At 70.1% G+C, this 22,561-nt stretch carries 26 protein-coding genes and 1 other annotated feature (1 of these 27 running past the window's edge); of the genes, 18 read left to right on the forward strand and 8 right to left on the reverse strand.

Annotated elements, in window-relative coordinates:
* Positions 1 to 34: a sequence feature (sul1 is cis-regulatory element that is thought to sense ions involved in sulfur or methionine metabolism; They are found in Alphaproteobacteria), on the reverse strand (it extends 22 nt beyond the left edge of the window).
* 49 nt (positions 35 to 83) lie between these two features.
* The 4 genes from AC07UH_RS19240 to AC07UH_RS19255 are packed head-to-tail and all read right to left on the reverse strand — an operon-like array spanning position 84 to position 4,151.
* Positions 84 to 1,766, reverse strand: a complete 1,683-nt coding sequence (locus AC07UH_RS19240) for an alpha-L-fucosidase (RefSeq protein ID WP_495181803.1) — start codon at positions 1,764 to 1,766, stop codon at positions 84 to 86.
* Positions 1,763 to 2,560 carry an SGNH/GDSL hydrolase family protein gene (locus AC07UH_RS19245; protein WP_495181804.1) on the reverse strand — a complete coding sequence of 266 codons (798 nt, stop codon included), beginning with the start codon at positions 2,558 to 2,560 and terminating at the stop codon, positions 1,763 to 1,765. Before AC07UH_RS19245 ends, AC07UH_RS19240 begins: the two co-directional genes overlap by 4 nt.
* Positions 2,560 to 3,360, reverse strand: a complete 801-nt coding sequence (locus AC07UH_RS19250; protein WP_495181805.1) for a GDSL-type esterase/lipase family protein — start codon at positions 3,358 to 3,360, stop codon at positions 2,560 to 2,562. Before AC07UH_RS19250 ends, AC07UH_RS19245 begins: the two co-directional genes overlap by 1 nt.
* A gap of 8 nt (positions 3,361 to 3,368) precedes the next feature.
* The gene (locus AC07UH_RS19255) at positions 3,369 to 4,151 is read right to left on the reverse strand and encodes an IclR family transcriptional regulator (protein ID WP_495181806.1); all 783 of its coding nucleotides are present in this window, start codon (positions 4,149 to 4,151) and stop codon (positions 3,369 to 3,371) included.
* A gap of 320 nt (positions 4,152 to 4,471) precedes the next feature.
* On the opposite strand from AC07UH_RS19255, the gene fucP reads away from it, so the two are divergent.
* From fucP to AC07UH_RS19285, 6 genes are all read left to right on the forward strand, one after another.
* The gene (gene fucP, locus AC07UH_RS19260) at positions 4,472 to 5,674 is read left to right on the forward strand and encodes an L-fucose:H+ symporter permease (protein ID WP_137899344.1); all 1,203 of its coding nucleotides are present in this window, start codon (positions 4,472 to 4,474) and stop codon (positions 5,672 to 5,674) included.
* Positions 5,671 to 6,957, forward strand: a complete 1,287-nt coding sequence (locus AC07UH_RS19265) for an aldo/keto reductase (RefSeq protein WP_495181808.1) — start codon at positions 5,671 to 5,673, stop codon at positions 6,955 to 6,957. The genes fucP and AC07UH_RS19265 overlap by 4 nt, the downstream gene beginning before the upstream one ends.
* Positions 6,954 to 8,165, forward strand: coding sequence for a UxaA family hydrolase (locus AC07UH_RS19270; protein WP_495181809.1), 1,212 nt, complete (start codon positions 6,954 to 6,956; stop codon positions 8,163 to 8,165). Before AC07UH_RS19265 ends, AC07UH_RS19270 begins: the two co-directional genes overlap by 4 nt.
* Positions 8,162 to 8,893 (forward strand): SDR family oxidoreductase, encoded by a 732-nt coding sequence (locus AC07UH_RS19275; protein WP_137899333.1) that lies wholly within the window; start codon positions 8,162 to 8,164, stop codon positions 8,891 to 8,893. The genes AC07UH_RS19270 and AC07UH_RS19275 overlap by 4 nt, the downstream gene beginning before the upstream one ends.
* Before the next feature lie 169 nt (positions 8,894 to 9,062).
* Positions 9,063 to 9,419 (forward strand): hypothetical protein, encoded by a 357-nt coding sequence (locus tag AC07UH_RS19280; RefSeq protein ID WP_495189946.1) that lies wholly within the window; start codon positions 9,063 to 9,065, stop codon positions 9,417 to 9,419.
* 96 nt (positions 9,420 to 9,515) lie between these two features.
* Positions 9,516 to 9,791 carry a DUF3297 family protein gene (locus AC07UH_RS19285; protein ID WP_137899334.1) on the forward strand — a complete coding sequence of 92 codons (276 nt, stop codon included), beginning with the start codon at positions 9,516 to 9,518 and terminating at the stop codon, positions 9,789 to 9,791.
* A 66-nt stretch (positions 9,792 to 9,857) separates the two neighbouring features.
* On the opposite strand, the gene AC07UH_RS19290 is transcribed toward AC07UH_RS19285, so the two are convergent.
* The 3 genes from AC07UH_RS19290 to AC07UH_RS19300 all read right to left on the reverse strand — a co-directional run bounded on the left by AC07UH_RS19290 (position 9,858) and on the right by AC07UH_RS19300 (position 13,177).
* Positions 9,858 to 10,187: an ArsR/SmtB family transcription factor gene (locus AC07UH_RS19290; RefSeq protein WP_495181810.1), complete on the reverse strand. Its 330-nt coding sequence runs from the start codon at positions 10,185 to 10,187 to the stop codon at positions 9,858 to 9,860.
* A 310-nt stretch (positions 10,188 to 10,497) separates the two neighbouring features.
* Complete coding sequence (locus AC07UH_RS19295) at positions 10,498 to 12,354, reverse strand: ABC-F family ATP-binding cassette domain-containing protein (RefSeq protein ID WP_495181811.1); 1,857 nt, start codon at positions 12,352 to 12,354, stop codon at positions 10,498 to 10,500.
* 259 nt (positions 12,355 to 12,613) lie between these two features.
* Complete coding sequence (locus AC07UH_RS19300; RefSeq protein WP_495181812.1) at positions 12,614 to 13,177, reverse strand: helix-turn-helix domain-containing protein; 564 nt, start codon at positions 13,175 to 13,177, stop codon at positions 12,614 to 12,616.
* Between the two features lie 87 nt (positions 13,178 to 13,264).
* On the opposite strand from AC07UH_RS19300, the gene AC07UH_RS19305 reads away from it, so the two are divergent.
* The 4 genes from AC07UH_RS19305 (at position 13,265) to AC07UH_RS19320 (ending at position 15,382) form a co-directional block, all read left to right on the forward strand.
* A complete protein-coding gene (locus AC07UH_RS19305; protein ID WP_495181813.1) occupies positions 13,265 to 13,696 on the forward strand; it encodes a DUF6456 domain-containing protein in 432 nt (143 codons plus the stop codon).
* Positions 13,697 to 13,762: 66 nt separating this feature from the next.
* Positions 13,763 to 14,716, forward strand: coding sequence for a diaminopimelate epimerase (gene dapF / locus AC07UH_RS19310; protein ID WP_495181814.1), 954 nt, complete (start codon positions 13,763 to 13,765; stop codon positions 14,714 to 14,716).
* Positions 14,717 to 14,822: 106 nt separating this feature from the next.
* Positions 14,823 to 15,047, forward strand: a complete 225-nt coding sequence (locus AC07UH_RS19315) for a hypothetical protein (protein ID WP_495181815.1) — start codon at positions 14,823 to 14,825, stop codon at positions 15,045 to 15,047.
* A gap of 47 nt (positions 15,048 to 15,094) precedes the next feature.
* Positions 15,095 to 15,382 (forward strand): hypothetical protein, encoded by a 288-nt coding sequence (locus tag AC07UH_RS19320; protein ID WP_052075708.1) that lies wholly within the window; start codon positions 15,095 to 15,097, stop codon positions 15,380 to 15,382.
* A gap of 300 nt (positions 15,383 to 15,682) precedes the next feature.
* Here AC07UH_RS19320 and AC07UH_RS19325 read toward each other — a convergent pair whose 3' ends face one another.
* A complete protein-coding gene (locus AC07UH_RS19325; protein ID WP_495189945.1) occupies positions 15,683 to 16,387 on the reverse strand; it encodes a PAS domain S-box protein in 705 nt (234 codons plus the stop codon).
* 403 nt (positions 16,388 to 16,790) lie between these two features.
* Here AC07UH_RS19325 and AC07UH_RS19330 point away from each other — a divergent pair, with 403 nt between their 5' ends.
* From AC07UH_RS19330 to AC07UH_RS19365, 8 genes are all read left to right on the forward strand, one after another.
* Positions 16,791 to 17,303: a hypothetical protein gene (locus AC07UH_RS19330; protein WP_495181817.1), complete on the forward strand. Its 513-nt coding sequence runs from the start codon at positions 16,791 to 16,793 to the stop codon at positions 17,301 to 17,303.
* Complete coding sequence (locus tag AC07UH_RS19335; protein WP_495181818.1) at positions 17,300 to 18,625, forward strand: DNA-packaging protein; 1,326 nt, start codon at positions 17,300 to 17,302, stop codon at positions 18,623 to 18,625. The genes AC07UH_RS19330 and AC07UH_RS19335 overlap by 4 nt, the downstream gene beginning before the upstream one ends.
* A 236-nt stretch (positions 18,626 to 18,861) precedes the next feature.
* Positions 18,862 to 19,974 carry a phage portal protein gene (locus AC07UH_RS19340; RefSeq protein ID WP_495181819.1) on the forward strand — a complete coding sequence of 371 codons (1,113 nt, stop codon included), beginning with the start codon at positions 18,862 to 18,864 and terminating at the stop codon, positions 19,972 to 19,974.
* Positions 19,971 to 20,273 (forward strand): DUF6127 family protein, encoded by a 303-nt coding sequence (locus AC07UH_RS19345; protein WP_495181820.1) that lies wholly within the window; start codon positions 19,971 to 19,973, stop codon positions 20,271 to 20,273. The genes AC07UH_RS19340 and AC07UH_RS19345 overlap by 4 nt, the downstream gene beginning before the upstream one ends.
* On the forward strand, positions 20,261 to 20,644 hold the full coding sequence (locus AC07UH_RS19350; RefSeq protein ID WP_495181821.1) for an HK97 family phage prohead protease: 384 nt from the start codon (positions 20,261 to 20,263) through the stop codon (positions 20,642 to 20,644). Before AC07UH_RS19345 ends, AC07UH_RS19350 begins: the two co-directional genes overlap by 13 nt.
* A gap of 37 nt (positions 20,645 to 20,681) precedes the next feature.
* Entirely contained in the window at positions 20,682 to 21,683 is a 1,002-nt protein-coding gene (locus AC07UH_RS19355) for a phage major capsid protein (RefSeq protein WP_495181822.1), read from the forward strand.
* Positions 21,684 to 21,706: 23 nt separating this feature from the next.
* Positions 21,707 to 22,180: a hypothetical protein gene (locus tag AC07UH_RS19360; protein ID WP_495181823.1), complete on the forward strand. Its 474-nt coding sequence runs from the start codon at positions 21,707 to 21,709 to the stop codon at positions 22,178 to 22,180.
* Complete coding sequence (locus tag AC07UH_RS19365; protein WP_495181824.1) at positions 22,177 to 22,560, forward strand: gp17 family tail completion protein; 384 nt, start codon at positions 22,177 to 22,179, stop codon at positions 22,558 to 22,560. The genes AC07UH_RS19360 and AC07UH_RS19365 overlap by 4 nt, the downstream gene beginning before the upstream one ends.
* Position 22,561 lies beyond the last annotated feature (1 nt).

Below are 22,561 nucleotides of genomic sequence, written 5' to 3' on the forward strand. Positions count from 1 at the left end.
CGGAATAGCCACCCGGAATTGCACCGGGTCCAGGCGAATGCCGGCCGCCTAGACCGATCCGTGCTGCAGCGCAATAGGCGGGCTCAGTCGACCAGGCCGGGCCCCTCGACGATCAGCGCCAGCCCGATAGCGTGGCGTGCGGCGGCGGGCAGTCGTACCTCCAGTGCGTCGCCGGTGCGGGTGAAAGGCAGCGGCGCGCCGTTGCCGGGCAACGACACGCGGCGCACCTCGCCGCGACCGACCGGATTGTCGCGGCCGAGCAGGGTCAGCCGCGCGACGCCGTCCGCGGGCCAGCCGAGCACCAGCGCGTGCAGCGCCTTGCCGCGGGTGACGTAGCGGATGTCGCGCGCGGTATAACCGGTGTCCCGGCTGCCCTCCGAGAAGCTGCCCGCGCCGGCGCCGCCCGGCCCCTCACCATGGATGCGCCACGGGCGGGTGGCATAGATCGCCGCGCCGTTGATCCGCATCCACGCGCCGATCTCCCCGACGATCTGGCGTTCGCGCGCATCGATCGTGCCGTCGCCCTTGATCGGCACGCTGAGCATCATGTTGCCGTTTTTGGACACGACGTCGCACAATGTGTGCAGCACCTTGGCGGGGGTCTTGTAGAGGTTCTCGCGCTCATATTGCGCGCCGTAGAACCAATTGCCGAGGCAGGTCTCGGTCTGCCACGGATAGGGGTCGATGAAGCTCTTCTGCCCTCGCTCGACGACGTCGACGAGGCCCATGCGGCGCTGCGGCGGCGTCTCCTTGGCAGTGACGACGCCCTCCAGCCGGCCGCCGTGGCGCGCCATGTTGCGGTTGTAGAAATAGGCGGCGATGTCGAGCCCGGCCTGTTGCAGCGGCAGATCGTGATTGTCGAAATAGAGCATGTCGGGCTCGTATCTGTCGATCAGCTCGCGGCAGCGCAGGCTCCAGCGGCGGACATAGTCGGGATCGGGCGGCACGCCCTCGTTCCACAATCCGTCGGTGGCGGCATGCCACGCACCGGCTTCGGCGAGCGAGCCGATGCCGTCGGGCATCGCAATCGACGCGCCCGTGTAGAGCTGTTGCGGGTCGAGCCCGTCCCACCATGCGCCGCGCCCCTGCGCGCGGGTCAGCGTCGCGGCGTCGTAGCGCTGGCCGCGACGCGGGCCGACGGGATCGTAGCCATAGGCGGGCTGGTTCCAGTGCCAGGCGTGGGCGCTGTGGTTGGAGACGGCGAAGCGCAGCCCGCGCTCGCGCGCAAGCTTCGCCCAGATGCCGACGATGTCCTTCTTCGGGCCGACGCGCGTCGAATTCCACGGCTGATGCGTCGAGGCGAAACAGTCGAGATTGTCGTGATGATTGGCGAGCGCCATGAAATAGCGCGCGCCTGCGCTCTTGTAGAGGTCGAGCAGCTCGGCCGGGTCCCAATGTTCGGCGCGCCACCGGTTCTGGATCTGCATGAAGCCGACGTCGGCGGGGTGGCCGTAGGTCTTCAGATGATGGTCGTAGGTGGGGTGGCCCTGAAGGTACATGTTGCGCGCGTACCAATCGTCACCGATGCCGGGGACCGAAGGCGCCGCCCAATGCGCCCAGATGCCGAACTTGGCGTCGCGGAACCAGTCGGGCGCGGAATAGCCGGCGGCGAGCGACTCCCAGTCGGCGGTGAAGCGTGGCGGCGGCGCGACCTTGGCCGGGCGCAGCGCCGCGTGCGGCGGCGCGGCGGCGGCGATGGCCGGTGCCGCCTGGGCGAGGCCGAGTGCGGCGCTGCCGGCGAGGAAGCCGCGGCGATCGACGCTCATCGACCGCCACCCAGCGTCTTGGCGACCGCGGCGAGCGCGAGCGGATGCATCACCGCATAGCCCGCCGGGGTCGGATGGACGCCGTCGCTGGCGAGGCCGGGCTTCATCCCGCCCTCCGCCGTGGTCAGCGCGGCGTGATAGTCGACGTAGGTGTAGCCATGCGCCCTGGCATAGCCGCGCAGCCAGCGGTTGAAGGCGAGGATCTGCGGCGCCGGGCGCTTCTCCGGGCTCCACGGAAAGGCGGCGGCGGGCGGGATCGAGGCGAGGATCACCTTGATGCCGTGCGCGTGCGCCAGCTCCGCCATCGTCTCGATATTGCCCTGCACCGTCTCCACCGTCGCGGCCCCGGTGTTGCCGGCGATGTCGTTGGTGCCGGCCATGATGTGCACCGCCTTGGGGCGGAGCGCGATCACGTCTTGGCGGAAGCGCAGCAGCATCTGCGGCGTGGTCTGGCCGCTGATGCCGCGATCGACGAGGCCGTGCGTGAACAGCGACGGATCGGCGCCGATCCAATTGTCGGTGATCGAATCGCCCATGAAGACGACGCGCGCCGGCTCGGTCAGCGCGGCATTCTGTGCGCGATAGCGACAGAGCTGGCCGTGGTCGCGCGTCAGCATGTGGAGGTTCCACATCTGCCAGCCCTGGCCGTCGGCGGGTTTGGGGTGCGCGGGACAGGGATCGGCGACGATGCCGACGGGGTCGCCGGCATAGGGATCGCCGGGCACGTTGGTCTGCGCCGAAACGGCGGAGGCCGTCAGGCACAGGCCGGCGGCGAGAAGCTTGGGATAGCGCATCAGAGGGTCCTCTTCGTCTTGCTGGCCAGCGCGGCCGCGATTGCGGCGCGGGCGACCGGCGCCATGCGGGCATAGCCGGCGGCGAGCGGATGGATGCCGTCGACGGTATAGTCTCGGCGCATCAGCCCCTTGTCGTCGGCGAGCGCAGTTTCGTAATCGGCGAAGGCATAGCCGCGCCGCTGACAGAAGCCGCGCAGCCATTGGTTGAGCGCGTGCAGTTCGGCGGGCTTGCGCTCGCGCACCACGTCGCGCGCGGCGGGGGTGTAATCGTTGACCGGCAGCAGCGCGCCGAACACCACCGCGATACCGTGGCGGTCGGCGATATCGGCCATCGCCTGCCAATGGTCCTCGATCTGCTCGGGGGTCTCGCGTTGCAGCACGCCCTGCACGTCGTTGACGCCGGCGAGGATCACCACGGCCGCGGGCCGCAGGGCGACGACGTCGGGCAGGAAGCGCAGCAGCAATTGCGCGGTCACCTGCCCGCCGATGCCGCGATTGACATAGGGCTGGCGGGGGAAGCTGGCGGCGAGATCCCAGCGGTCGGTTATGGAGTCGCCGAGGAAGACGACGCGCTGCTCACCGGCGCGCGGCGGTGGCAGCGCCGCATTGGCGGGCGCGTAGAGATAGCGTTCGCCGAAATCCTCCATCAGCACCGGCACCAGCCGCGCGCGATAGGGACCGAGCCACGGACCCCAATCCTTCTCGACTGCAGTGCGACGTGGCGGCGCGCTCTGATAGTCGCGCCCCTGCGCGCCGCCGGCGAGCAGCAGCGCAGCCAGCGCGAACGGGATGGCCGCCATCCGGCGGTTCATGCGGTCTCGGCCGTGCCGGCGAGATCGCCGAGCGCCGGATCGAGCGCCTCGGCAATGGTCGCGGCGGCGGCGCGCAGCACGTCCTGCGTTTGGGCGATCGGTACCAGGCTGCCGGGGCCGTCGACGAACGGCACGGTGAGCGCGGCGCGGGCGGCGCCGAACGACAGGATCGGGACGGACAGATCGGTGATGCCGTTGAGCAGCGGGCTCGGCGACGTGCCGCCGCCTGCGGCGAGGATCGCGGCGAGCTGGGTGGCGAGCGCGGCGTCGTCGATCGTGTCACCGGTCGCGCGGATCTCGTCGAGCATCGCCGCACGCGTGTCCTCGGGCTGGAAGGCGAGCAGGATGCGGCCCGAGGCGGAGCGGTGGAGCGGCCGGCGATAGCCGACGCGCACCGCGAAGCCGGAGAGGCCCGGCGCCTCGACCCCGGCGATCGCCACCATCTCCGCGCCCGAGACGACGACGAGGTGGCAGCTCTGCCCGGTCCGGCGGGCCAGCGTCCGCATCACCGGCAGCGCGGTGGAGACGAGATCGCGCACCGGCGGCTGTCCCATGCTGAGCGCGAAGAGCCGGTTGGTGAGCCGATAGCCGTCGTCGCCGCGCGCGATGTAGCGATGCGCCTCGAGCACCTGCAGCATCCGGAAGATCTCGCTGACCGAGCGGCCGAGCGCGGTCGAGACGTCCGACATGGTGAGCGGCACGCTCGACGCGGCGAGCAGCTCGAGGATTTCGAGCCCCTTGGTCAATGCGGGCGCCTGATAGCGCACTTTGGTCGTCATATGCCCTCCCCCGGGTCGTCGTTCTTACGTTGCGGCTTGCCGCCGTTCTTCCGTCCACCCGTCACCCGTTCCCGGGGGCCACCGGGAGGTGACGGAGCAATTGGGCGACGACGTGTCCCTCGTCCCGTCGCTGCGCCATCCCACCCCGTAAGTGCGCAGCGTGGCAAGGAAAATCCGCAGATGAAAGTGATTTTTACATTTCATATCGCGGCGGGAGGGCATAGACCCTCGGTCAAATCCCGCGAACCGCGACCGTTCGTGGAGAGAGTGGGAGAGGTTTAATGAACCCGAGCGTCGCCGTACAGAACGATGATGGCGCAATGCCTGCCGGTCGCGGCGCGCTGCTGCTGACGATCGGCCTGTTCTTCCTGTGGGGCATGGCCAACAATCTCAACGACATCCTGATCGCACATTTCCGTGCGGTGTTCACGTTGAGCGACCTGCAATCGGGCCTCGTCCAGTCGGCCTTCTACCTCGGCTATTTCTGCTTCGCGATTCCCGGTGCGATCGTGATGCAGCGGTTCGGCTACAAGACCGCGGTGGTGCAGGGGCTGGTGCTGTTCGGCATCGGTGCCTTGCTGTTCTGGCCGGCGTCGCTGATGCTGAGCTACGGCTTCTTCCTGCTCGCGCTGTTCGTCATCGCCAGCGGCCTCGCCTTCCTCGAAACCGCGGCCAATCCGATGGTCGCCGCGCTCGGCAGCGCGGAGACCGCGGAGCGGCGGCTCAACCTCGCGCAGGCATTCAATCCGTTGGGTTCGATCGCCGGCGTGACGCTCGGCGCGACCTTCATCCTCGCCGACGAGCGCGCGGGCGACGTCGCCGCCGCCTCGGCGGTGCGGCTGCCGTATCTCGTCATCGCCTTGCTCGTCTTCGCCTGGGCGGCGGTGATCGTCGTCACGCGCTTTCCCGCGGTCGCGACGCGGCCCAGCGAACCGGAGGCACGCACGCCCGGCGCCTATCGCAAATTGCTGGCGTCGCCGCGCTATCTCGCCGGGGTGGGCACGCAGTTCCTCTACGTCGGCGCGCAGGTCGGGGTGTGGAGTTTCCTCATCCGCTATGTCGCGGTCGAGCTGCCGTCGCTCGGCACGCAGCGCGCGGCGTGGCTGCTGACGCTGTCACTGGCGTTGTTCATGGCCGGACGGTTCGTCGGCGCGGCGCTGATGGCGCGTATCTCGGGCGCGCGGCTGATGCTGATCTTCGCAGCCGTCGATGCATTGCTGTGCGCGGTGGCCGCGTTCGTCGGCGGACCGGTCGGCGTCGCGGCGCTGGTGCTGTCGAGCGCGCTGATGTCGATCATGTATCCGACGATCTTCGTGCTGACGCTGCGCGGGCTCGGACCGCTGACCAAGCCGGGCGCGTCGCTGCTGGTGATGGCGATCATCGGTGGCGCGGTGCTGACCGCGGTGATGGGCTATGTGTCCGACATCGGGTCGATCCGCTTCGCGATGCTGGTGCCCGCCGCCTGTTTCGTCGGCGTCGCGCTGTTCGCGCGACTGCATCGCGGCACGGCGGTGACGGCGTGAGCGTGGCCCCGCTGCCGCGTTTCGGCATGGGAACCGCGGCGATCGGTAATCTCTATCGCGTCGTCAGCGATGACGAGGCGATGGCGACGGTCGCCGCGGCGCTGGCGGCCGGGATCGTTTATTTCGACACCGCGCCGCATTATGGCTTCGGCCTCGCCGAGCGGCGGCTGGGGGCGGCGCTCGCCGCGCACGACCCGGCGGGGCGGGCGCTGGTCTCGACCAAGGTCGGGCGGCTGCTGGTACCGACCGAGGCGCAGGGCACCCGGCACGGCTTCGTCGATGCCGATCCGTTCGAGCCGGCGTTCGATTACGGCGCGGACGGCATTCGTGCATCGTTCGCGGCGAGCCTCGCGCGGCTGCAACGCGAGCGCGTCGACCTGTTGTTCGCGCACGATCTCGGCCGGATGACGCATGGTGACGACCATCCCCGCCATCTCGCCGCCTTTCTCGACGGCGGGCATGCGGCGATGGTCGCGCTGAAGCAGGCCGGCGCGGTCGGGGGAATCGGCATCGGCGTCAACGAGATCGCGGTGTGCGACGAATTGCTCGACCACGTCGATCTCGACGTCATCCTGCTCGCCGGACGCTATACGCTGCTCGACCGCAGCGCGGCGCGGCTGCTCGATCGCTGCGCCGAGCGCGGCGTGCGGGTGATCGTCGGCGGGCCGTACAATAGCGGCATCCTCGCCGCCGACCCCGCCGAGGCTGATCCGCAGCGGCTGCATTACGATTATGCGGCGCCCGACGCGGCGATCGTCGCGCGGACCCGGGCGCTCGCCGCCGCCTGCGCGCAGGCGGGGGTGGCGCTGCCGACCGCGGCGTTGCATTTCCCGCTGCGCCACCCAGCGGTCGCCTGCGTCGTCGCCGGGCTGGTCGGCGAGGATCAGGTCGCGGCGATGGTGGCGCGGATCGCGACGCCGGTGCCCGCCGCCGCCTGGCCGCTGCTCGATCCCCTCCCGCAACCGGAGCCGACGACTACCGTGACCAACCAGTTGATCCTGCTCCACCCCGACGACAACGTCCTGATCTGCGTCGCGCCGATCGCGGCGGGCGACGTGCTGCCGATCGGCGGCGGCACCGTGCCGGCGCGCGAGGGCATCACCGTCGGCCATAAGATCGCGCGGCATCGCCTCGCGCTGGGCGACAAGGTCATCAAATATGGCGCGCCGATCGGGTCGATGACCGCGGCCGCCGACACCGGCGATTGGGTCCATATGCACAATATGAAAAGCGACTATATCGCCAGCCACACGCGCGCGACGATGACCGAGGCACGGGCATGATCCGCGGCTATGCGCGCGCCGACGGCCGCAAAGGCATCCGCAACACCGTCGCGGTCGCCTATCTGGTCGAATGCGCGCATCACGTCGCGCGGCGGATCGTCGACAAGGCGGACGATCCCGATGTCCATCTGATCGGCTTTCCCGGCTGCTATCCCAATGCCTATGCCGCCAAGGTGATGGAGGCGGTGGCGACGCATCCCAACGTCGGCGGACTGGTGATCGTCTCGCTCGGCTGCGAGAGCTTCGACCGCGAGCGGTTGCAGGCGCTGGTCGCGGCGAGCGGACGCCCGGCCGAACTGCTCGTCATCCAGCAGACGGGCGGCACCGCCGCAACGATCGCCGCCGGCCTCGCCGCGGTGGCGCGGGTGCAGGCGGAGATCGCCGGCGTGGAGCGCGTGGCGATGGGGATCGACGAGCTGGTCGTCGGCACGATCTGCGGCGGCTCTGACGGCACCAGCGGCATCACCGCCAATCCGGCGGTCGGCCGCGCCTTCGATACGCTGGTCGGGGCCGGCGCGACCTGCATCTTCGAGGAGACGGGCGAACTCGTCGGCTGCGAGGGGATCATGGCCGATCGCGCGATCACCCCCGAACTGGGCGAGGAGCTGATCGCCAGCGTCGCCAAGGCCGAACGTTACTATACGATCATGGGCTTCGGCAGCTTCGCCCCCGGCAATGCCGAGGGCGGACTGACGACGCAGGAAGAGAAATCGATGGGGGCCTATTCCAAATCGGGCTCCTCGCCGATCAGTGGCATCATCAAGCCCGGCGACGTGCCGCCGGCGGGCGGGCTGTATCTGCTCGACGTGGTGCCCGACGGCGAGCCGCGCTTCGGCTTCCCCAATATTTCCGACAATGCCGAGATCGTCGAGATGATCGCGTCGGGCTGTCACCTGACGATCTTCACCACCGGGCGCGGCTCCGTGGTGGGATCGGCGATCGCGCCGGTGATCAAGGTGTGCGCCAATCCCGAGACCGCGCGGCGCCTCGCCGCCGACATGGACATCAACGCCGGCCGCATCCTGGAAGGCGCGGCGACACTGGACGAGGTGGGCACCGAGATCGTCGATGCGGTGCTTGCCGTCGCGGGCGGGCAGCGCAGCGTCTCCGAAGAGCTGGGCCATCGCGAATTCATCCTCACCTACAAGGCTTTCGACCCGATCGGCCCGGCCTGCCTGCCGATCGCCCAACGCAGGACTGCAGCATGAGTAAACGACTGGACGGGAAGGTGGCTTTGGTCACCGCAGCGGCGCGCGGCATCGGCCGTGCGACGGCGGAGCGGTTCGCCGCCGAGGGCGCGCGGGTGATCGCCACCGACCGCGACCTCGACGCGCTCGACGGGATCGTCGGTTGCGAGACGCGCGCGCTCGACGTCACCGACGGCGCGGCGGTGACCGCGCTGGCGGCGGAGATCGGGCGGATCGACGTGCTCGCCAACGTCGCCGGCATCGTCCACGCCGGCACGATCCTCGACTGCAGCGAGGCGGAATGGGATCAGGCGATCGCGATCAACATGACCGCGATGTATCGCACCGTCCGCGCCTTCCTGCCGGCGATGCTGGCGGGCGGCGGCGGCGCGATCGTCAACGTCTCGTCGATCGCCAGTTCGGTGAAGGGCATTCCCAACCGCTTCGCTTATGGCGCGACCAAGGCGGGCGTCATCGGCCTGACCAAGGCGGTCGCCGCCGATTTCGTCGGCCAGGGCATCCGCTGCAACGCGATCTGCCCCGGCACGATCGACACGCCGTCATTGCAGCAGCGGCTGCACGACACCGGCGATTATGCGGCGGCGCAGGCGGCGTTCATCGCGCGTCAGCCGATGGGGCGGCTTGGCCGGGCCGAGGAGATCGCCGCGCTGGCCTTGTATCTGGCGAGCGACGAGGCGGCGTTCACCACCGGCGCGGTGCATGTCATCGACGGCGGCTGGGTGAACTGAGCGACGGACCGTCCTCGATCGGCATGGCGGCTAAACCGCGGATGAACGCCGCATTCCGGCTGGGTTCAGCCCGACTCGCCTAAACGACATGCAACACGCTCGCCGCTCTGTGCGTTTGGACCAGATACTCCGAGCGTCGTGTTAGAGGAGGTTCGACGTGATGAATGCGATGTTGAAGAAAGCAGGTCTGGGGATCGCGCTTGCCGCGACCGCGCTGACGGCGGCGGCGCCGGCGGATGCGCAGCGTTGGGGCGGCTATCGCCATTACCACCGTGGCAACGGCGGCAGCGTCGCGGCGGGTGCGTTGCTCGGCGGCATCGTCGGGCTCGGCATCGGTGCGGCGGTCGCGGGCAGCAACCGCGATCGCTATTACGACCGCGGCTATTATTACGATGCGCCGCCGCCGCCGCCGCGGGTGGTCTATCGCGACGAATATTACGCGCCGCCGCCCCCGCCGCCGCGCGTGGTGGTCCGCGAGCGCTATTACGATTACGGCCCGCGCTACGGATATGGCTACGGCTACTGACGCTTGCGGCAGTTTCGTCGGGAAGGCGGCGCGGACATCCTTGTCCGCGCCGCTTTTTCGTAGCGGGGCCGGGGCGATGTCGCTAAGCGCGGCGCCATGACCGATACGCCCCCCGATCGCCTGTCGACCGATCCGTCGAGCCCCTATTTCGACCAGGCCGCGCTGGAGCGCGGCATCGGCATCCGCTTCAAGGGCGCCGAACGCCGCGACGTCGAGGAATATGACCGCCCCGCCGGCTGGATCCGCGTCGCCTTGGGCAAGAAGGTCGACCGCCACGGGCGTCCGCTGACGCTGAAACTGTCGGGCGAGGTCGAGGCATGGTTCGAGCGGCCGGCAGCGGATGCCGCTGGTGAGGACGACGTCGAGGGCTGAGCGTCGCCTCAGGACATGCGGACGGCGCGGGGGGCGACTCCCGCGCCTTTTTCTTGCCCGGGATCGTCAGCCCGCGGCGGGCGGGGGGCGGAGCGCCGCCCAATCGCCGGCGATGGCGTCCAGCGTGCGTCGCGCGGCGTCGAGCGCACCGGGCTTGCTCCGGTAATGGGTCTCACGGCCGAGCCGTTCGACGGTGACCAGACCGGCGTCCTCGAGCACGCGCAGATGCTTGGTGATCGCCTGGCGCGTCATGCCGGCATTGGTAGACAGCCGTGCGATCGAGCGGCCGGGACCGCTGCGCAGGATGATGAGCAGCGACAGCCGCGTCGGGTCCGATAGCGCCGCAAACAGTCGGGCGGCCTGCACCGGCTTCGGCATCGGCGTGGAGGGAGACATCGGCAACCTTTCGGCTGCGCCTGTCGCAACCGGGAAGTTGCTTATGATTGGAAGGATTTAAGTGCAACCGTGATGTTGCGCGAGGCAAACGGTGCGGGCGACCAGAGATGACGGGTAACATGCGTAGCGTGCGATGTCACGGAGGCGCCGTCATCCGTCCGTCATGCCGGACTTGATCCGGCATCCCACTTTTCGTCACCGATGAGAAAGAAGCGGGCCCCCGGCGCAAGGCCGGGGTGACGGGAGGATAGCGCACGCATGACACGCCGCTGTCGTGACCGTCCTTCAACCTTACGAAGCAGGCGCTCCCTTAAGCCGCCTCCAGCGCCTCGGTCGCTTCGAGCCACGTCGCTTCCGCCGCCTCGATCTGTGCCTGCACGTCGGCGCGGCGCTTCATCAACTCGCCCATCGCCAGTTTCGCATAGCGCGGTTCAGCGGTCTTGGGATCGAACATCGCGCGGTCGATTGCGTTGCGGTCGGTGGTGAGCTTGGCGATCTCCGCCTCGCAGTCGCGGATCGTCTTGCGGCGCGCCTTGTCGGCGTCGCGGTCGATCGGCTTGCCCTTCTCCTTCTTCGCCCCCGATTTGCCCTTGGCCTCGGGCTGTTTGTCGCCCGCGAGCACGAAGGCGATGTAATCGTCGAGGCTGCCGTCGAACTCCTTCGCGGTGCCGCCGTCGACCAGCACCAGCCGGTCGGCGGTCATCTCGAGCATGTGGCGATCGTGGCTGACCAGCACGACCGCGCCGGTGTAGGAATTGAGCGCCTGGATCAGCGCCTCGCGCGCGTCGACGTCGAGGTGGTTGGTCGGCTCGTCCAAAATCAGCATATGCGGCGCGTCGCGGGTGATGAGCGCCAGCGCGAGCCGCGCCTTCTCGCCGCCCGACATCTTGCCGACCTTGCCAACCGCCTTGTCGCCCGAGAAGCCGAAGCGGCCGAGCTGCGCGCGCACCGCGGCGGGGCTGGCGCCGCGCATGATGCGGGTCATATGTTCGAGCGGCGTGTCGTCGGCGTCGAGTTCCTCCACCTGATATTGGGTGAAATAGCCGACCTTCATCTTGCCCGAGGCGTTCATCTCGCCGTCCATCGGCGCGAGCTGCGCGGCGAGCAGGCGGGCGAGCGTGGTCTTGCCGTTGCCGTTGCGGCCGAGCAGCGCGACGCGATCGTCGGGATCGAGCCGCATGTTGAGCCGCTTGAGGATCGGCGTCTCGGCATAGCCGACGCTCGCCATGTCGAGCGTGATGAGCGGCGGGCGCAATTCGCTGGGATCGGGGAAGTCGAACGACAGCGACGGATCGTTGGCGAGCTCGGCGATCGGCTGCATCTTGGCGAGCATCTTCTGTCGGCTCTGCGCCTGTTTGGCGGTCGAGGCGCGCGCCGAATTGCGCGCGACGTAATCCTGCAGCTTGGCGCGCTGCGCGTCCTGGTTGGCCTTGGCGGCGGCGAGCTGCGCCATCCGCTCGGCGCGCTGCCGCTCGAAACTGTCGTAGCCGCCGGCGTAGAGCGTGATCTTGCCGTTCTGGAGGTGGAGGATGTTGTCCACCACGTTGTTGAGGAAGTCGCGCTCGTGGCTGACGACGACGATCGTCGCCTTGTAGTTGACGAGGAAGTCCTCGAGCCACATCACCGCCTCGAGATCGAGGTGGTTGGAGGGCTCGTCGAGCAGCAGCAGGTCGGGCTGCGAGAAGAGCAAGGCGGCGAGCGCGACGCGCATCTTCCAGCCGCCCGAGAAACTGTCGAGCGGGCGCTGCTGCATGTCCTCGTCGAAGCCGAGGCCGAGCAGGATCTGCGCGGCGCGCATCGGCGCGGTATAGGCGTCGATCGCGATGAGGCGCTCGTAGACGTCGCCGAGTCGGTCGGGGTCCTCGCTCGTCTCCGATTCGATCATCAGCGCGGCGCGCTCCTTGTCGGCGGCGAGCACCGTCTCGAACGGCGTCGCGGTGCCCGAGGGCGCCTCCTGCGCGATATAGCCGAGGCGCGCGCCTTTCGGCATGTCGGCCGAGCCGTCGTCGGGTTCGAGCATGCCGGCGATGACGCGGACGAGCGTCGACTTGCCGGCGCCGTTGCGGCCGATCAGCCCGATCCGCCCGCCGGGCGGCAGTGCCGCGGTCGCGCCGTCGAGGATCGTGCGGCCGCCGAGGCGCACGGTGATGCCGTTGAGGTTGAGCATAGGCGCGCCTGTAGCAGATGTTGCGGTGCAGCTAAAGCGGGTCGCTGTTCCAGAAGGTCTGGTTCGCGCGAAGACGCGAAGACGCGAAGGAGAAGCAAGATTTTGCAGAGGCGCAATCGCGCCCTGTCAGCCTTGTCGGCCGCCATCCCCGCTTGCCCTGAGCTTGTCGAAGGGCCTCAGTCTCACCTGCCCTTCGACAGGCTCAAGGCGAACGGCTCTTTTTCTGGGGGTACGGTAACCGGCTATTACTTCGCGTGAATCACAGCGTGCGGATCAGTCGCGAGGCTTGTGCCAACCACGCTGGTGACGTGATCGACGTCGGGCGTGCGTTGGGGGTTAGCGGGAGGAGCAGCAGCGCGTCGCCGTCGCGGCCGATCAGGCGGGCGAAGAGGAAGCGGCCGGCGGGGAGGGGGACGAGGACGTCGCGGTTGAGCGCCTGACCGAATTGTTCGGGTGGGCGCAGATCGCACCACAGGGCGTCGCCTGCGCGATAGTCGCCGATGCTGCCGGTGACGCTGATCGCGACGCCGCCGGCGGCGGGCTCGGGCGGGACGAGGGTGAGCGGCTGGCGCGGGGCGTGCGCGCCCTCGGCGTCGAGCGTCGCGGCGATGGGCAGAGTCGCGCGGTCGGGGAGCGTGACGAGATCGGCAGGCGCGACCTCCAGTGCGGCGGCGATGCGGTTGAGCCACGCCACCGAGACGGTGCGCGTGCCGGTCTCGAGCCGGCCGATGGTTTGCGCGGTCGTCGGCGGGACGCAACGGCGGGCGACCTCCTCAAGGGTCAGATTCTTCGCTCTACGCACCTCTCGAATGGCCGTGATCATCTCTGCGTCCTAACCGCTGCGGTTATTTCTCTGTCCTACAAAGCTGACGTTGTGGCAAGCCGGTTTGCGACTCGGATGGAGGCGACGATGCGGGAATTGGTCGAACGGATGGCAGGCACGAGGCGCAGCGTGACGGTGAACCTCGCCGAATCGCCCTTGGGCTGGTTGCGCGCGCGCGGGCTGGTCGATGCGCGCCAGTTCGAGGCGGGGGAGCGGTTGCGCGGCGATTACGAGACGGCGGCGCTCGGGCCGCGGGTGACGATGCGCTGGGCGGCGCGCGTCGACGGCGGTGGCGGCTCGGGGCTCGACCCGACCACCGCGCAGATCGCCGCCAAGCGGCGGTTCGACGCCGCGCTCGCCGCGGCGGGCAAGGGCCTCGCCGATGTCGCGTGGCGGGTGATCTGCGCCGGCGAGGGGCTGCCCGCCGCGGAGAAGGCGCTGGGCTGGCCGGCGCGCGCCGGACGGCTGGTGCTGACGCTGGCGCTCGACCGGCTGGCGGATCATTATCGTTTGCCGTGACCGGCACCGCGGGTGTATCGGCGCCGCCGGACGAGAACATAAGCGGCCCATAAGGGCGGCAGTGGGATGGATGTGGTGCAGTTCGATTTCGTGAAATGCCATGGCTCGGGCAATGATTTTCCGTTGATCGACGCGCGCGCGCTCGATCTGTCCGCGGCCGAATGGGCGGCGGTGGCACGGGCGCTCGCCGACCGCCGTGGACCGGTGGGCGGTGACGGTCTGCTTTTGCTCGGCCAAGGCGCTGAAAATCATCAGTTTTCCATGGTGATGCTGAATTCGGACGGGAGCGAGGCGGAGACGTGCCTCAACGGGCTGCGCTGCGTGGCGCGGCTGGGGTTCGAGGCGCTGGGGATCGAGGCGGCGCAGGTGAAGCTGAAGACGTCGAGCGCGGCAGTGGTGCGCGATGCCGATTTGGCACCGGGTGTCTATACGGTGCGCGAGACGGCGGGGCCGGCGGGGCTCGACGCCGCCGCCTGGCCGCTGCACGGCGCAGGGGCGCGGATCGTCGAGGCGGTCGTGCCGCCGCTGGGAAGCGAGCGGCTGTTCACCGCGGTCGCGATGCCCAATCCGCATCTGGTGACGTTCGTCGATCGCGTCGACGAGGCGGAGCTGGACGCGCTGGGCCATGTGTGCGAGGCGGCGCCGGACTGGCTGCCCAATCGTGCCAACGTATCGTTCGTCGAGGTGCGCGGGGCGGATCTGTTCGTGCGGACGTTCGAGCGCGGCGTCGGCCTGACCGACAGCTGCGGCAGCGCGATGGCGGCGTCCGCCTTCGCCGCGTGCCTGACCGGGCGACTGGCGTATGACGCGCCGATCACCGTCTTCAACAAGGGCGGGCTGGTGCGCGCGCAGGTGGCGCGCGATGCGATGGTCAGCCTGTCGGGGAATGCAACGTGGGAATGGCGCGGCACGGTGACGGTCGACCTGGCGGCGGAGCGTGCGGGCGAACTGGTCGTCCACGGCCATGCCGATGCGGAGATCGCCGCCTGGGCGGGGCTCGCCGATGCGGCGAGCCGTTGACCCGATCGGGCGGATCGACGCTGCCGCAGCGGCGCTGCCATTGATCGGCGGCGCGGCTGCTACCCTATAGACTTCGCGATCCACGTATCGCCTGAAAGCCACGGACATGCGCGACGACACGACTTATTTCTATGCACGGGCGGAGACCGAACTGGAACTGGCGCAGCGCGCCACCCACCCCGAAGCGGTCCGTGCGCATTACATCATCGCCAACCATTATCTCGACCGCTGCTACGGCGGCGGCGAGGCGGCGGTGGCCGACGGCGATGCATCCGGCGGGAACGGCGACGGTGCCGGCGAACCGCCGGAGGGGCCGGCACCCCGCGACTGAACCAGTGGCCGCGCCGTTCGTTGGGATGATGGACGAGGGCGGCAATCATGGACGGCAGCGGCATCGGCAAGGACGAAGACGACGAGCGGTGGCGCGGGCAGGATGCCAAGTTGCAGCCGCTGGGTCAGGCTTTGCGTGCGACATTCGATGCCGACAACCATGCCAGCCTGTCGAAAGACGTCACCGGCCTGATGCTCGATCTGGCGCACGTGCCGTTCGAACCGCATGAATTCGAGCCGCTGCCCGGCGATCAGCAGCGGGTGCCCGTGCCGCGTGGATGGCTGGCGCGGGCGCGGCTGGCATTGCGGTCGCGGGCCGCGATGCGGTCGCGCTGACCGGGCAGGAGCGGCGGGCTTCCGTCAATTCTCCCCCTGCCAAGGCAGGGCGATGGCATGTGGCTACGGTGATGAGGCTCGATCGGTTTCTTCACCAGATTCGTCACCCCGGACTCGTTCCGGGGGCCACGGAGCCGCAGGAGAATGGCGTCACCTCAAACCGTTCTCCTCGCCGCAGGGTGGACCCCGGAACAAGTCCGGGGTGACGGGGTGGGTTTGGAACACAAAGCCCTCACACAGAACGTCAGATGCGATAGCCTTGTCCGCCAAGGCGAAGATTCGACTGAGTGAGCGTCGATCCTAGGCTTCGACGGGCGCGCCCTGGGCGACGGCGAGGAGCGAGCCGAAGATCGCTTCCAACATCGTCAGTGCCTGTGGGCTCAGCCGGATCGGCGTGTCCGCCATGATCGGGCCGGGCCGTTCCAGCTCGATGAAGCCGGCGTTGCCGAGCGCGAGCAGCCAGCGGCGCGCGAGCTGCCAGTCGACCGCGATCCGTTCCGCAACCTCGCCGCCCAGGATCGCCTTGGCCTCCGCCTCCGCCACATAGGCGCTGAGCAGGATCTCGGTCGCGGGGTTGCCGATGAGCGCCTGGCCGAAGGATTGCTTGCCGCTGCGGATCGCGCTGAGCAGCAGCCGCGCCATCCGCCATTGCGATTCGACGGTCGAGGGCGAGGTGGTCTGTTCGCGCAGCGGCTGGCACGTCACCACCAGGCGGCGGTCGTCGTCGACGCCCATGCGCGAGACGTGCAGATTGACCCAGAGCGCGCTGCCGTCGGCACGGACGTGGCGCTGGGTGAAGAAGCGCGCCTCGCCGGTGTCGAGGATACGCTGCAATTGCCGCTCGCCGGCTTTGCGGTCGCCGTCGGCGAGCGTGTCCAACACCGAGCGACCGACGAGCGCGTCGCGCGGCAGGCCGAGAATCGTCTCATAGGCCGAATCGACCTCGATCACGGTGAGGTCGCGGCCGATCAGGCCATGCGCAGCCGGACCCAATGCCATCCTCATAAAAAGCCTTTTCCATTCAGCGATGTACGATGGTTGGTCATTGCCGAATGGCCCGTCCTGATCGATGTGCCGGGAACCATGGCGGGTGCAGAATTGCGCAAGACGACGGTCCGGCAGACACATCCTGTGCTGCGATACACCCGTTTGTGACACAATTTGTTGGACAGGTCGATGCGCGAATGCGTGTGATTATCGCATGTTACCGCTTTCAGCTTCAACCAGTGCAAAAGTACGAGCACGTATGAAAATTACACTATCCTATTTGGTACAAAAGGCTTGACATCGTCACGCTCTTCGGGTACATAACGGGAACGATGAGGAATTGCGGGTCGGGCCGGAGCTGTCGGGGTGGATGCCTCGTCGCTGCCGGCCCGATCGCGTTTCGGCGAACGGGGGGCGGACGATGACGGGGCGTATCGCGGCAGACCAAGGCGGGGCGACGTGCGATCGGCGGGAGACGATCACGATCGTACTGCCCGAACGCGGGCGACGCCTGCGGTGGACCGCGGCGCTGACCGGCGCGTTCATGGATCACCTGACGCGCACCGGGAACATCAGCGCGGCGGCGCGCCGGATCGGGATCGATCCGGCGCAGGCCTATTACCGGCAGCGGACCAACGCCGCCTTCCGCGCCGCCTGGCGCGCGGCGCTCGACGCGGGCTATCTGACGATCGAGACGCAGGCGATGGCCTATGTCCTGTCGGGGGGCGAAGCGGCGGCGGCAGACACCGGCACGGGCCGCTTCGACTGGGAGCATGGGCTGCGGCTGCTCGTCTGGCACGACCAGCGGCGGGCCGGGCGCGAGCAGCGCGGCAAACCGCCGCGGCAGGTGACGAAGCGCGAGGAAAGCGACGCGCTGATCCTCCGGCGGCTCGCCGTGCTCGCCAAGCGCAAGCAGGACGAGACGGCGGCATGAGCGAGGCGACGAGCGATATCATCGCGACGCTCGCCGGACTGTCCGAAGGGGAGCGCACCTGGCTGGTCCGCTCGCTGCCGCGGCCGGTGCGACGCGAACTTGCGGAGCGCTGGGTGGGCGGCTGGGCGCAGGACGGACAGGCGCCGCCGGCGGCGGGCGATTGGCGGATCTGGCTGATCCGCGCCGGGCGCGGCTTCGGCAAGACGCGCGCCGGAGCGGAATGGGTGACCGCGGTCGCCGGTGCCGACGGCGCGGCGCAGATCGCGCTGGTCGGCGCGACCGCGGCGGACGTGCGCCGGGTGATGATCGAGGGGCCAAGTGGGCTGCGCGCCGTCGCCAAGACCGGACAGACGCCGCGCTATACGGTGTCGCGGGGCGAGATCCACTGGCCCAATGGCGCGATGGCACGGGTCTATTTGGCGGACGCACCCGACCAGCTGCGCGGTCCCGAACACAGCGCCGCCTGGTGCGACGAGCTGGCGAAATGGCGGCGCGGCGATGCCGCCTGGGACAATCTGCTGATGGGGCTGCGGCGCGGCGTGCAGCCGCGGGTGGTGGTGACGACGACGCCGCGGCCGACCGCGCTGATGAAGCGGCTGCTGCGCACGCGCGGGCTGGTCGAGACGCGCGGGGCGACGCGCGACAATCCGTTCCTGCCCGCGGTCTTCGTCGATCACGTCGAGGAGGCCTATGGCGGCACGCGGCTGGGCCGGCAGGAGCTGGACGGCGAGATGATCGAGGACCTCGCCGGTGCCTTGTGGTCGCGGGCGCGAATCGAGGCGAGTCGCGGCGTTGCGCCCGAGGGGCTGGTGCGTGTCGTGGTCGGCGTCGATCCGCCGGCGGGCAGCGACGCCGGCGCGGGCGACGCCTGCGGGATCGTCGCGGTCGGGCGCGACGGCGATGGCCTCGCCTACGTGCTGGAGGATGCGAGCGTCGCGGCGGCATCGCCGGAGGGCTGGGCGCGCGCGGTGGCGGATTGCGCGGCGCGGCATCGTGCCGACCGGGTGGTGGCGGAGGCCAATCAGGGCGGGACGATGGTGCGATCGGTCCTGCTCGCCGCGGACGTCGCGCTGCCGGTGACACTGGTGCATGCGAGCCGCGGCAAGGTGGCGCGCGCCGAGCCGGTGGCGACGCTCTACGAGCGCGACCGGGTGCGGCATTGCGGCCGGTTCGCGGCGCTGGAGGACGAGATGTGCGGGCTGGTCGCGGGGGGCGTCTATCACGGGCCGGGGCGGTCGCCGGACCGGGCGGACGCTCTGGTGTGGGCGCTGAGCGAGCTGATGCTCGGGCGGCGCGCGCGGGCGGGGGTGCGGGGGTTGTAGGGGGGCGGGGCGCCGAAGGGAGGGTGTTCGCGCGAAGACGTCGCGCTCGGGGAGGGTCCCTAAGTCCTCCCCCGCCAGGGGGAGGTGGCAGCGCAAAGCGCTGACGGAGGGGGAGGATACGGCACGTTCGCCGCATGTGGAAACGCCCCCTCCACCACCGGCCTGCGGCCGGCGGTCCCCCCCTCCGCTGAAGCTAGGGAGGACTAGGGCCAGCCTATACATCATGGGAGATCATCATGCGGTTGTTCGGGTGGAAGTCCGCGCGCGAGGCCGCGCGGCCGGCTTTGTCGCGTACGGGGACGGGGGTGGCGCTCGGCGAGTGGCCGCGGTCGTATGAGGCGCAGGTGCGCGACGCCTTCGCTGGCAATGCGATCGCGCAGCGCGCGGTGAAGCTGGTGGCGGAAAGCGTCGCGGCGGCGCCGATCGCGGCGAGCGCGCCGGCGCTGGCGACGCTGGTCGCAACGCGGTCGGGCGGGCAGGCGCTGCTGGAGAGTGCGGCGGCGCAGCTGCTGCTGCACGGCAACGCTTACGTCCAGTTGCTGCGCGACGGGGCCGGCGAGACCGGCGGCGTGGCGGCGCTCTATGCGCTGCGACCCGAGCGGGTCACCGTCGAGCTGGATGCGGGCGGCTGGCCGACCGCCTACGTCTATCGGGTCGGCGAGCGGCGGACGCGGCTCGATGCCGAGGGGGCGCGGCCCGACGTGGTCCATATCCGCAGCTTCAACCCGGTCGACGACCATTACGGCATGGGCTGCCTCGGCGCGGCGGCGGGAGCGGTCGCGGTGCACAATGCGGCGGCGCGCTGGAACAAGGCGCTGCTCGACAATGCGGCGCGGCCGTCGGGCGCGCTGGTCTACGATCCCGGCGACGGCGGCGCGCTGGCGCCCGACCAATTCGAGCGGCTGAAGGCGGAGACGGAGGCGGGCTTCGCCGGCGCCGGCAATGCCGGGCGGCCGATGCTGCTGGAGGGCGGCCTGCGCTGGCAGCCGCTGTCGCTGAGCCCCGCCGACATGGATTTCGTCGGGCTGAAGGCGGCGGCGGCGCGCGAGATCGCGCTCGCCTTCGGCGTGCCGCCGATGCTGCTCGGGCTGCCCGGCGACGCGACCTACGCCAATTACCGCGAGGCCAATCGGGCGCTGTGGCGGCTGACCGTGCTGCCGCTGGCGGGGACGATCCTCGCCGGGCTGGCGCAGGGGCTGAGCGGCTGGTTCGAGGACGCGACGCTGACGGTCGATCTCGATCGGGTGGCGGCGCTGAGCGAGGATCGCGAGCGATTGTGGGCGAGCGTCGCGGCGGCCGACTTCCTGTCGGTCGAGGAGAAACGAACCATGGTGGGAGTAGGACGATGAGCGAGGTTCTGGCGCAACTGATGGCGCAGGCTGCGCGCGAGGGCAGCAACATCGCGACGATGCGCGCGATCGCCGAGGAGGCGGGCGAGCTGTCGGCGATGCGCGCGCTCAAGCGGCTCGGGCTGGGCGACGAGGAGGCGCAGGGCGACCTCGCCGCGCTGCGCGAGCTGCTCGGCGCGTGGCGCGACGCCAAGCGCTCGGCGTGGAAGGCGGCGGCGGGGTGGCTGCTGCGGATCGCGGGTGCGCTGCTACTCACCGGGCTGGCGGTGAAGCTGGGGTTCCGCGCATGGCTGGAGTGACCGCGCCGGTGCGTTTCGCGGGCTATGCGGCGCTGTTCGACCGCGCCGATCGCGCGGGCGACGTGATGCGCGCGGGCGCCTTCGCCGATACCGGCGCGGTGCCGCTGCTGTGGCAGCATCGCGGGCGGCCGGTGGGGCGGATCGTCGCGATCGACGAGGATGCGCGCGGGTTGCGCGTCGCGGGCGAGGTAGACGATCCGCGCGTCGCGGCGCTGGTTCGCCAAGGCGCGATCGACGGGCTGTCGGTCGGCTACCGGCCGCTGCGCGTGGCGCAGGGCGCGCGGCGCGAATTGCTGCGCGTGGCGCTCGCCGAGGTGAGCCTCGTCGCGGTGCCGATGCAGCCGGGGGCGCGGATCGACCGGGTCGACTGAGTCGGGGGCCAAGAGTTTTCAACCAAGGAGAATGAGCATGGACGTGGTCGATCGGCCGGCGTTGGACGGCGCGCGCGTGGTGCAGGCGGACGGAGCCTTCGAGGGCTTCGTGCGGCAGGGCGCGACGCTGGAGATGAAGGCGTTCACCGGGGTGAGCGGCGATGCGGGCGGCTATGCGGTGCCGCGCGAGATCGATGCGGCGATCGCGCGGGTACTGACCGGCGCCTCGCCGATCCGCGCCATCGCCAATGTCGTGCAGGTCGGCTCGGCGGGCTATCGCAAGCTGATCACCACCGGCGGCACGCCGTCGGGCTGGGCGAGCGAGACCGGGCCGCGGCCGGAGACCGCGACGCCGGTGTTCACCGAATTGGTGCCGCCGATGGGCGAGCTGTACGCCAACCCCTCGGCGAGCCAGGCGATGCTCGACGATGCGGCGTTCGACGTCGAGCAATGGCTCGCCGACGAGATCGCGGCGGAATTCGCGAAGGCGGAGGGCGCGGCGTTCGTCAACGGCAACGGCGTCAACCGGCCCAAGGGGTTCCTGACCCAGGCGCTGTCGACCGCGAAGGACGGCGCGCGACCGCTGGGGACGCTGCAATATCTGCCCTCGGGTGCGGCGAGCGACTTCGGCGGCGCGCCCGACGAGCGGCTGGTCGACCTGATGCAGAGCCTGCGCGCGCCCTACCGGCAGGGGGCGAGCTGGGTAATGAACGCCAATACGCTGGCGCGCATCCGCAAGCTGAAGGGCAGCGACGGCCATCCGCTGTGGCAACCGGGGCTCGCCGAGGGGCAGCCGGCGCGGCTGCTCGGCTATCCCGTCGTCGAGGCGGAGGACATGCCCGACATCGCCGCCAATGCGCTCAGCATCGCCTTCGGCAATTTCGCCGCGGGCTATCTGATCGCCGAGCGCGCCGAGACCGCGATCCTGCGCGATCCCTACACCAACAAGCCGTTCGTCAGCTTCTACGCGACGCGGCGGATCGGCGGCTGCGTCGCCGATAGCGAGGCGATCAAGCTGTTGAAATTCGCCGCGGCCTGAGCGCGCGGGGAAAGGGGGAGCATATGGAGGGGGCGATACCGGCCGCGGCGGCGGCCGCGGCGGACTATCTGCGGCTGGGGGAGGCGGAGGCGGTGCTCGTCCGCGCGGCGGCGACCGCGCTGGCGCTGGCCGAGGCGTTCTGCGGGCAGCGGCTGATCGTGCGCGGCTTCGAGCAGACGCTCGTCGCCGCGCCCGGCTGGCAGCGGCTCGCGGAGCTGCCGGTGCGGGCGATCACCGCACCGGCAGCGGGGGCGGCGATCGACATCGACGGCCACGGCATCGGCTGGGTGCGGACCGGGGCGGCGGTGACGGTCGCATATTCCGCGGGGCTGGCGGCGAACTGGGACTTGCTCGCCGCGCCGCTGCAACAGGGGGTCGTGCTGCTCGCCGCGCATCTGTTCGAGCATCGCGACGGGCGGGCCGAGCCGCCCGCCGCGGTGGCGGCGCTGTGGCGGCCGTATCGGCGGATACGGCTGGCGGCGGAGGCGCGGCCATGAGCGCGGGGGCCGTGCTGTACGCGGCGACGCTCGCGCATTTGCGGCGGCGGACGCGGGTGTTCGCGGCGCCGCCGCTGCGGGCGGCGATGCCGCGGGTGACGCTGGACGATCCGGTGCTGGGCGCGGCGGATGCGAGCGGCGTCAGCGGCCGCGTGGGGACGATCGCGGTGACCTATACCGACGTCGGCGAGCAGCCCGAGCGGCTGCGCGCGCTGGTCGTCGCGGTCGAGACGGCGATGGAGACGATGCCTGCCGACCTCGGCGCGGAGGGGTGGCGGCTTGCCGGGCTGCGGCTGGCGCGCAGCCGGCTGGTGCGCGGCAAGGCCGAGCATTGGATCGGCACCAGCACGTTCGCGGTGCGGATGTTTCGGATCAACTGAA

Source organism: Sphingomonas sp. GW821-FHT04B01 (assembly GCF_059420425.1).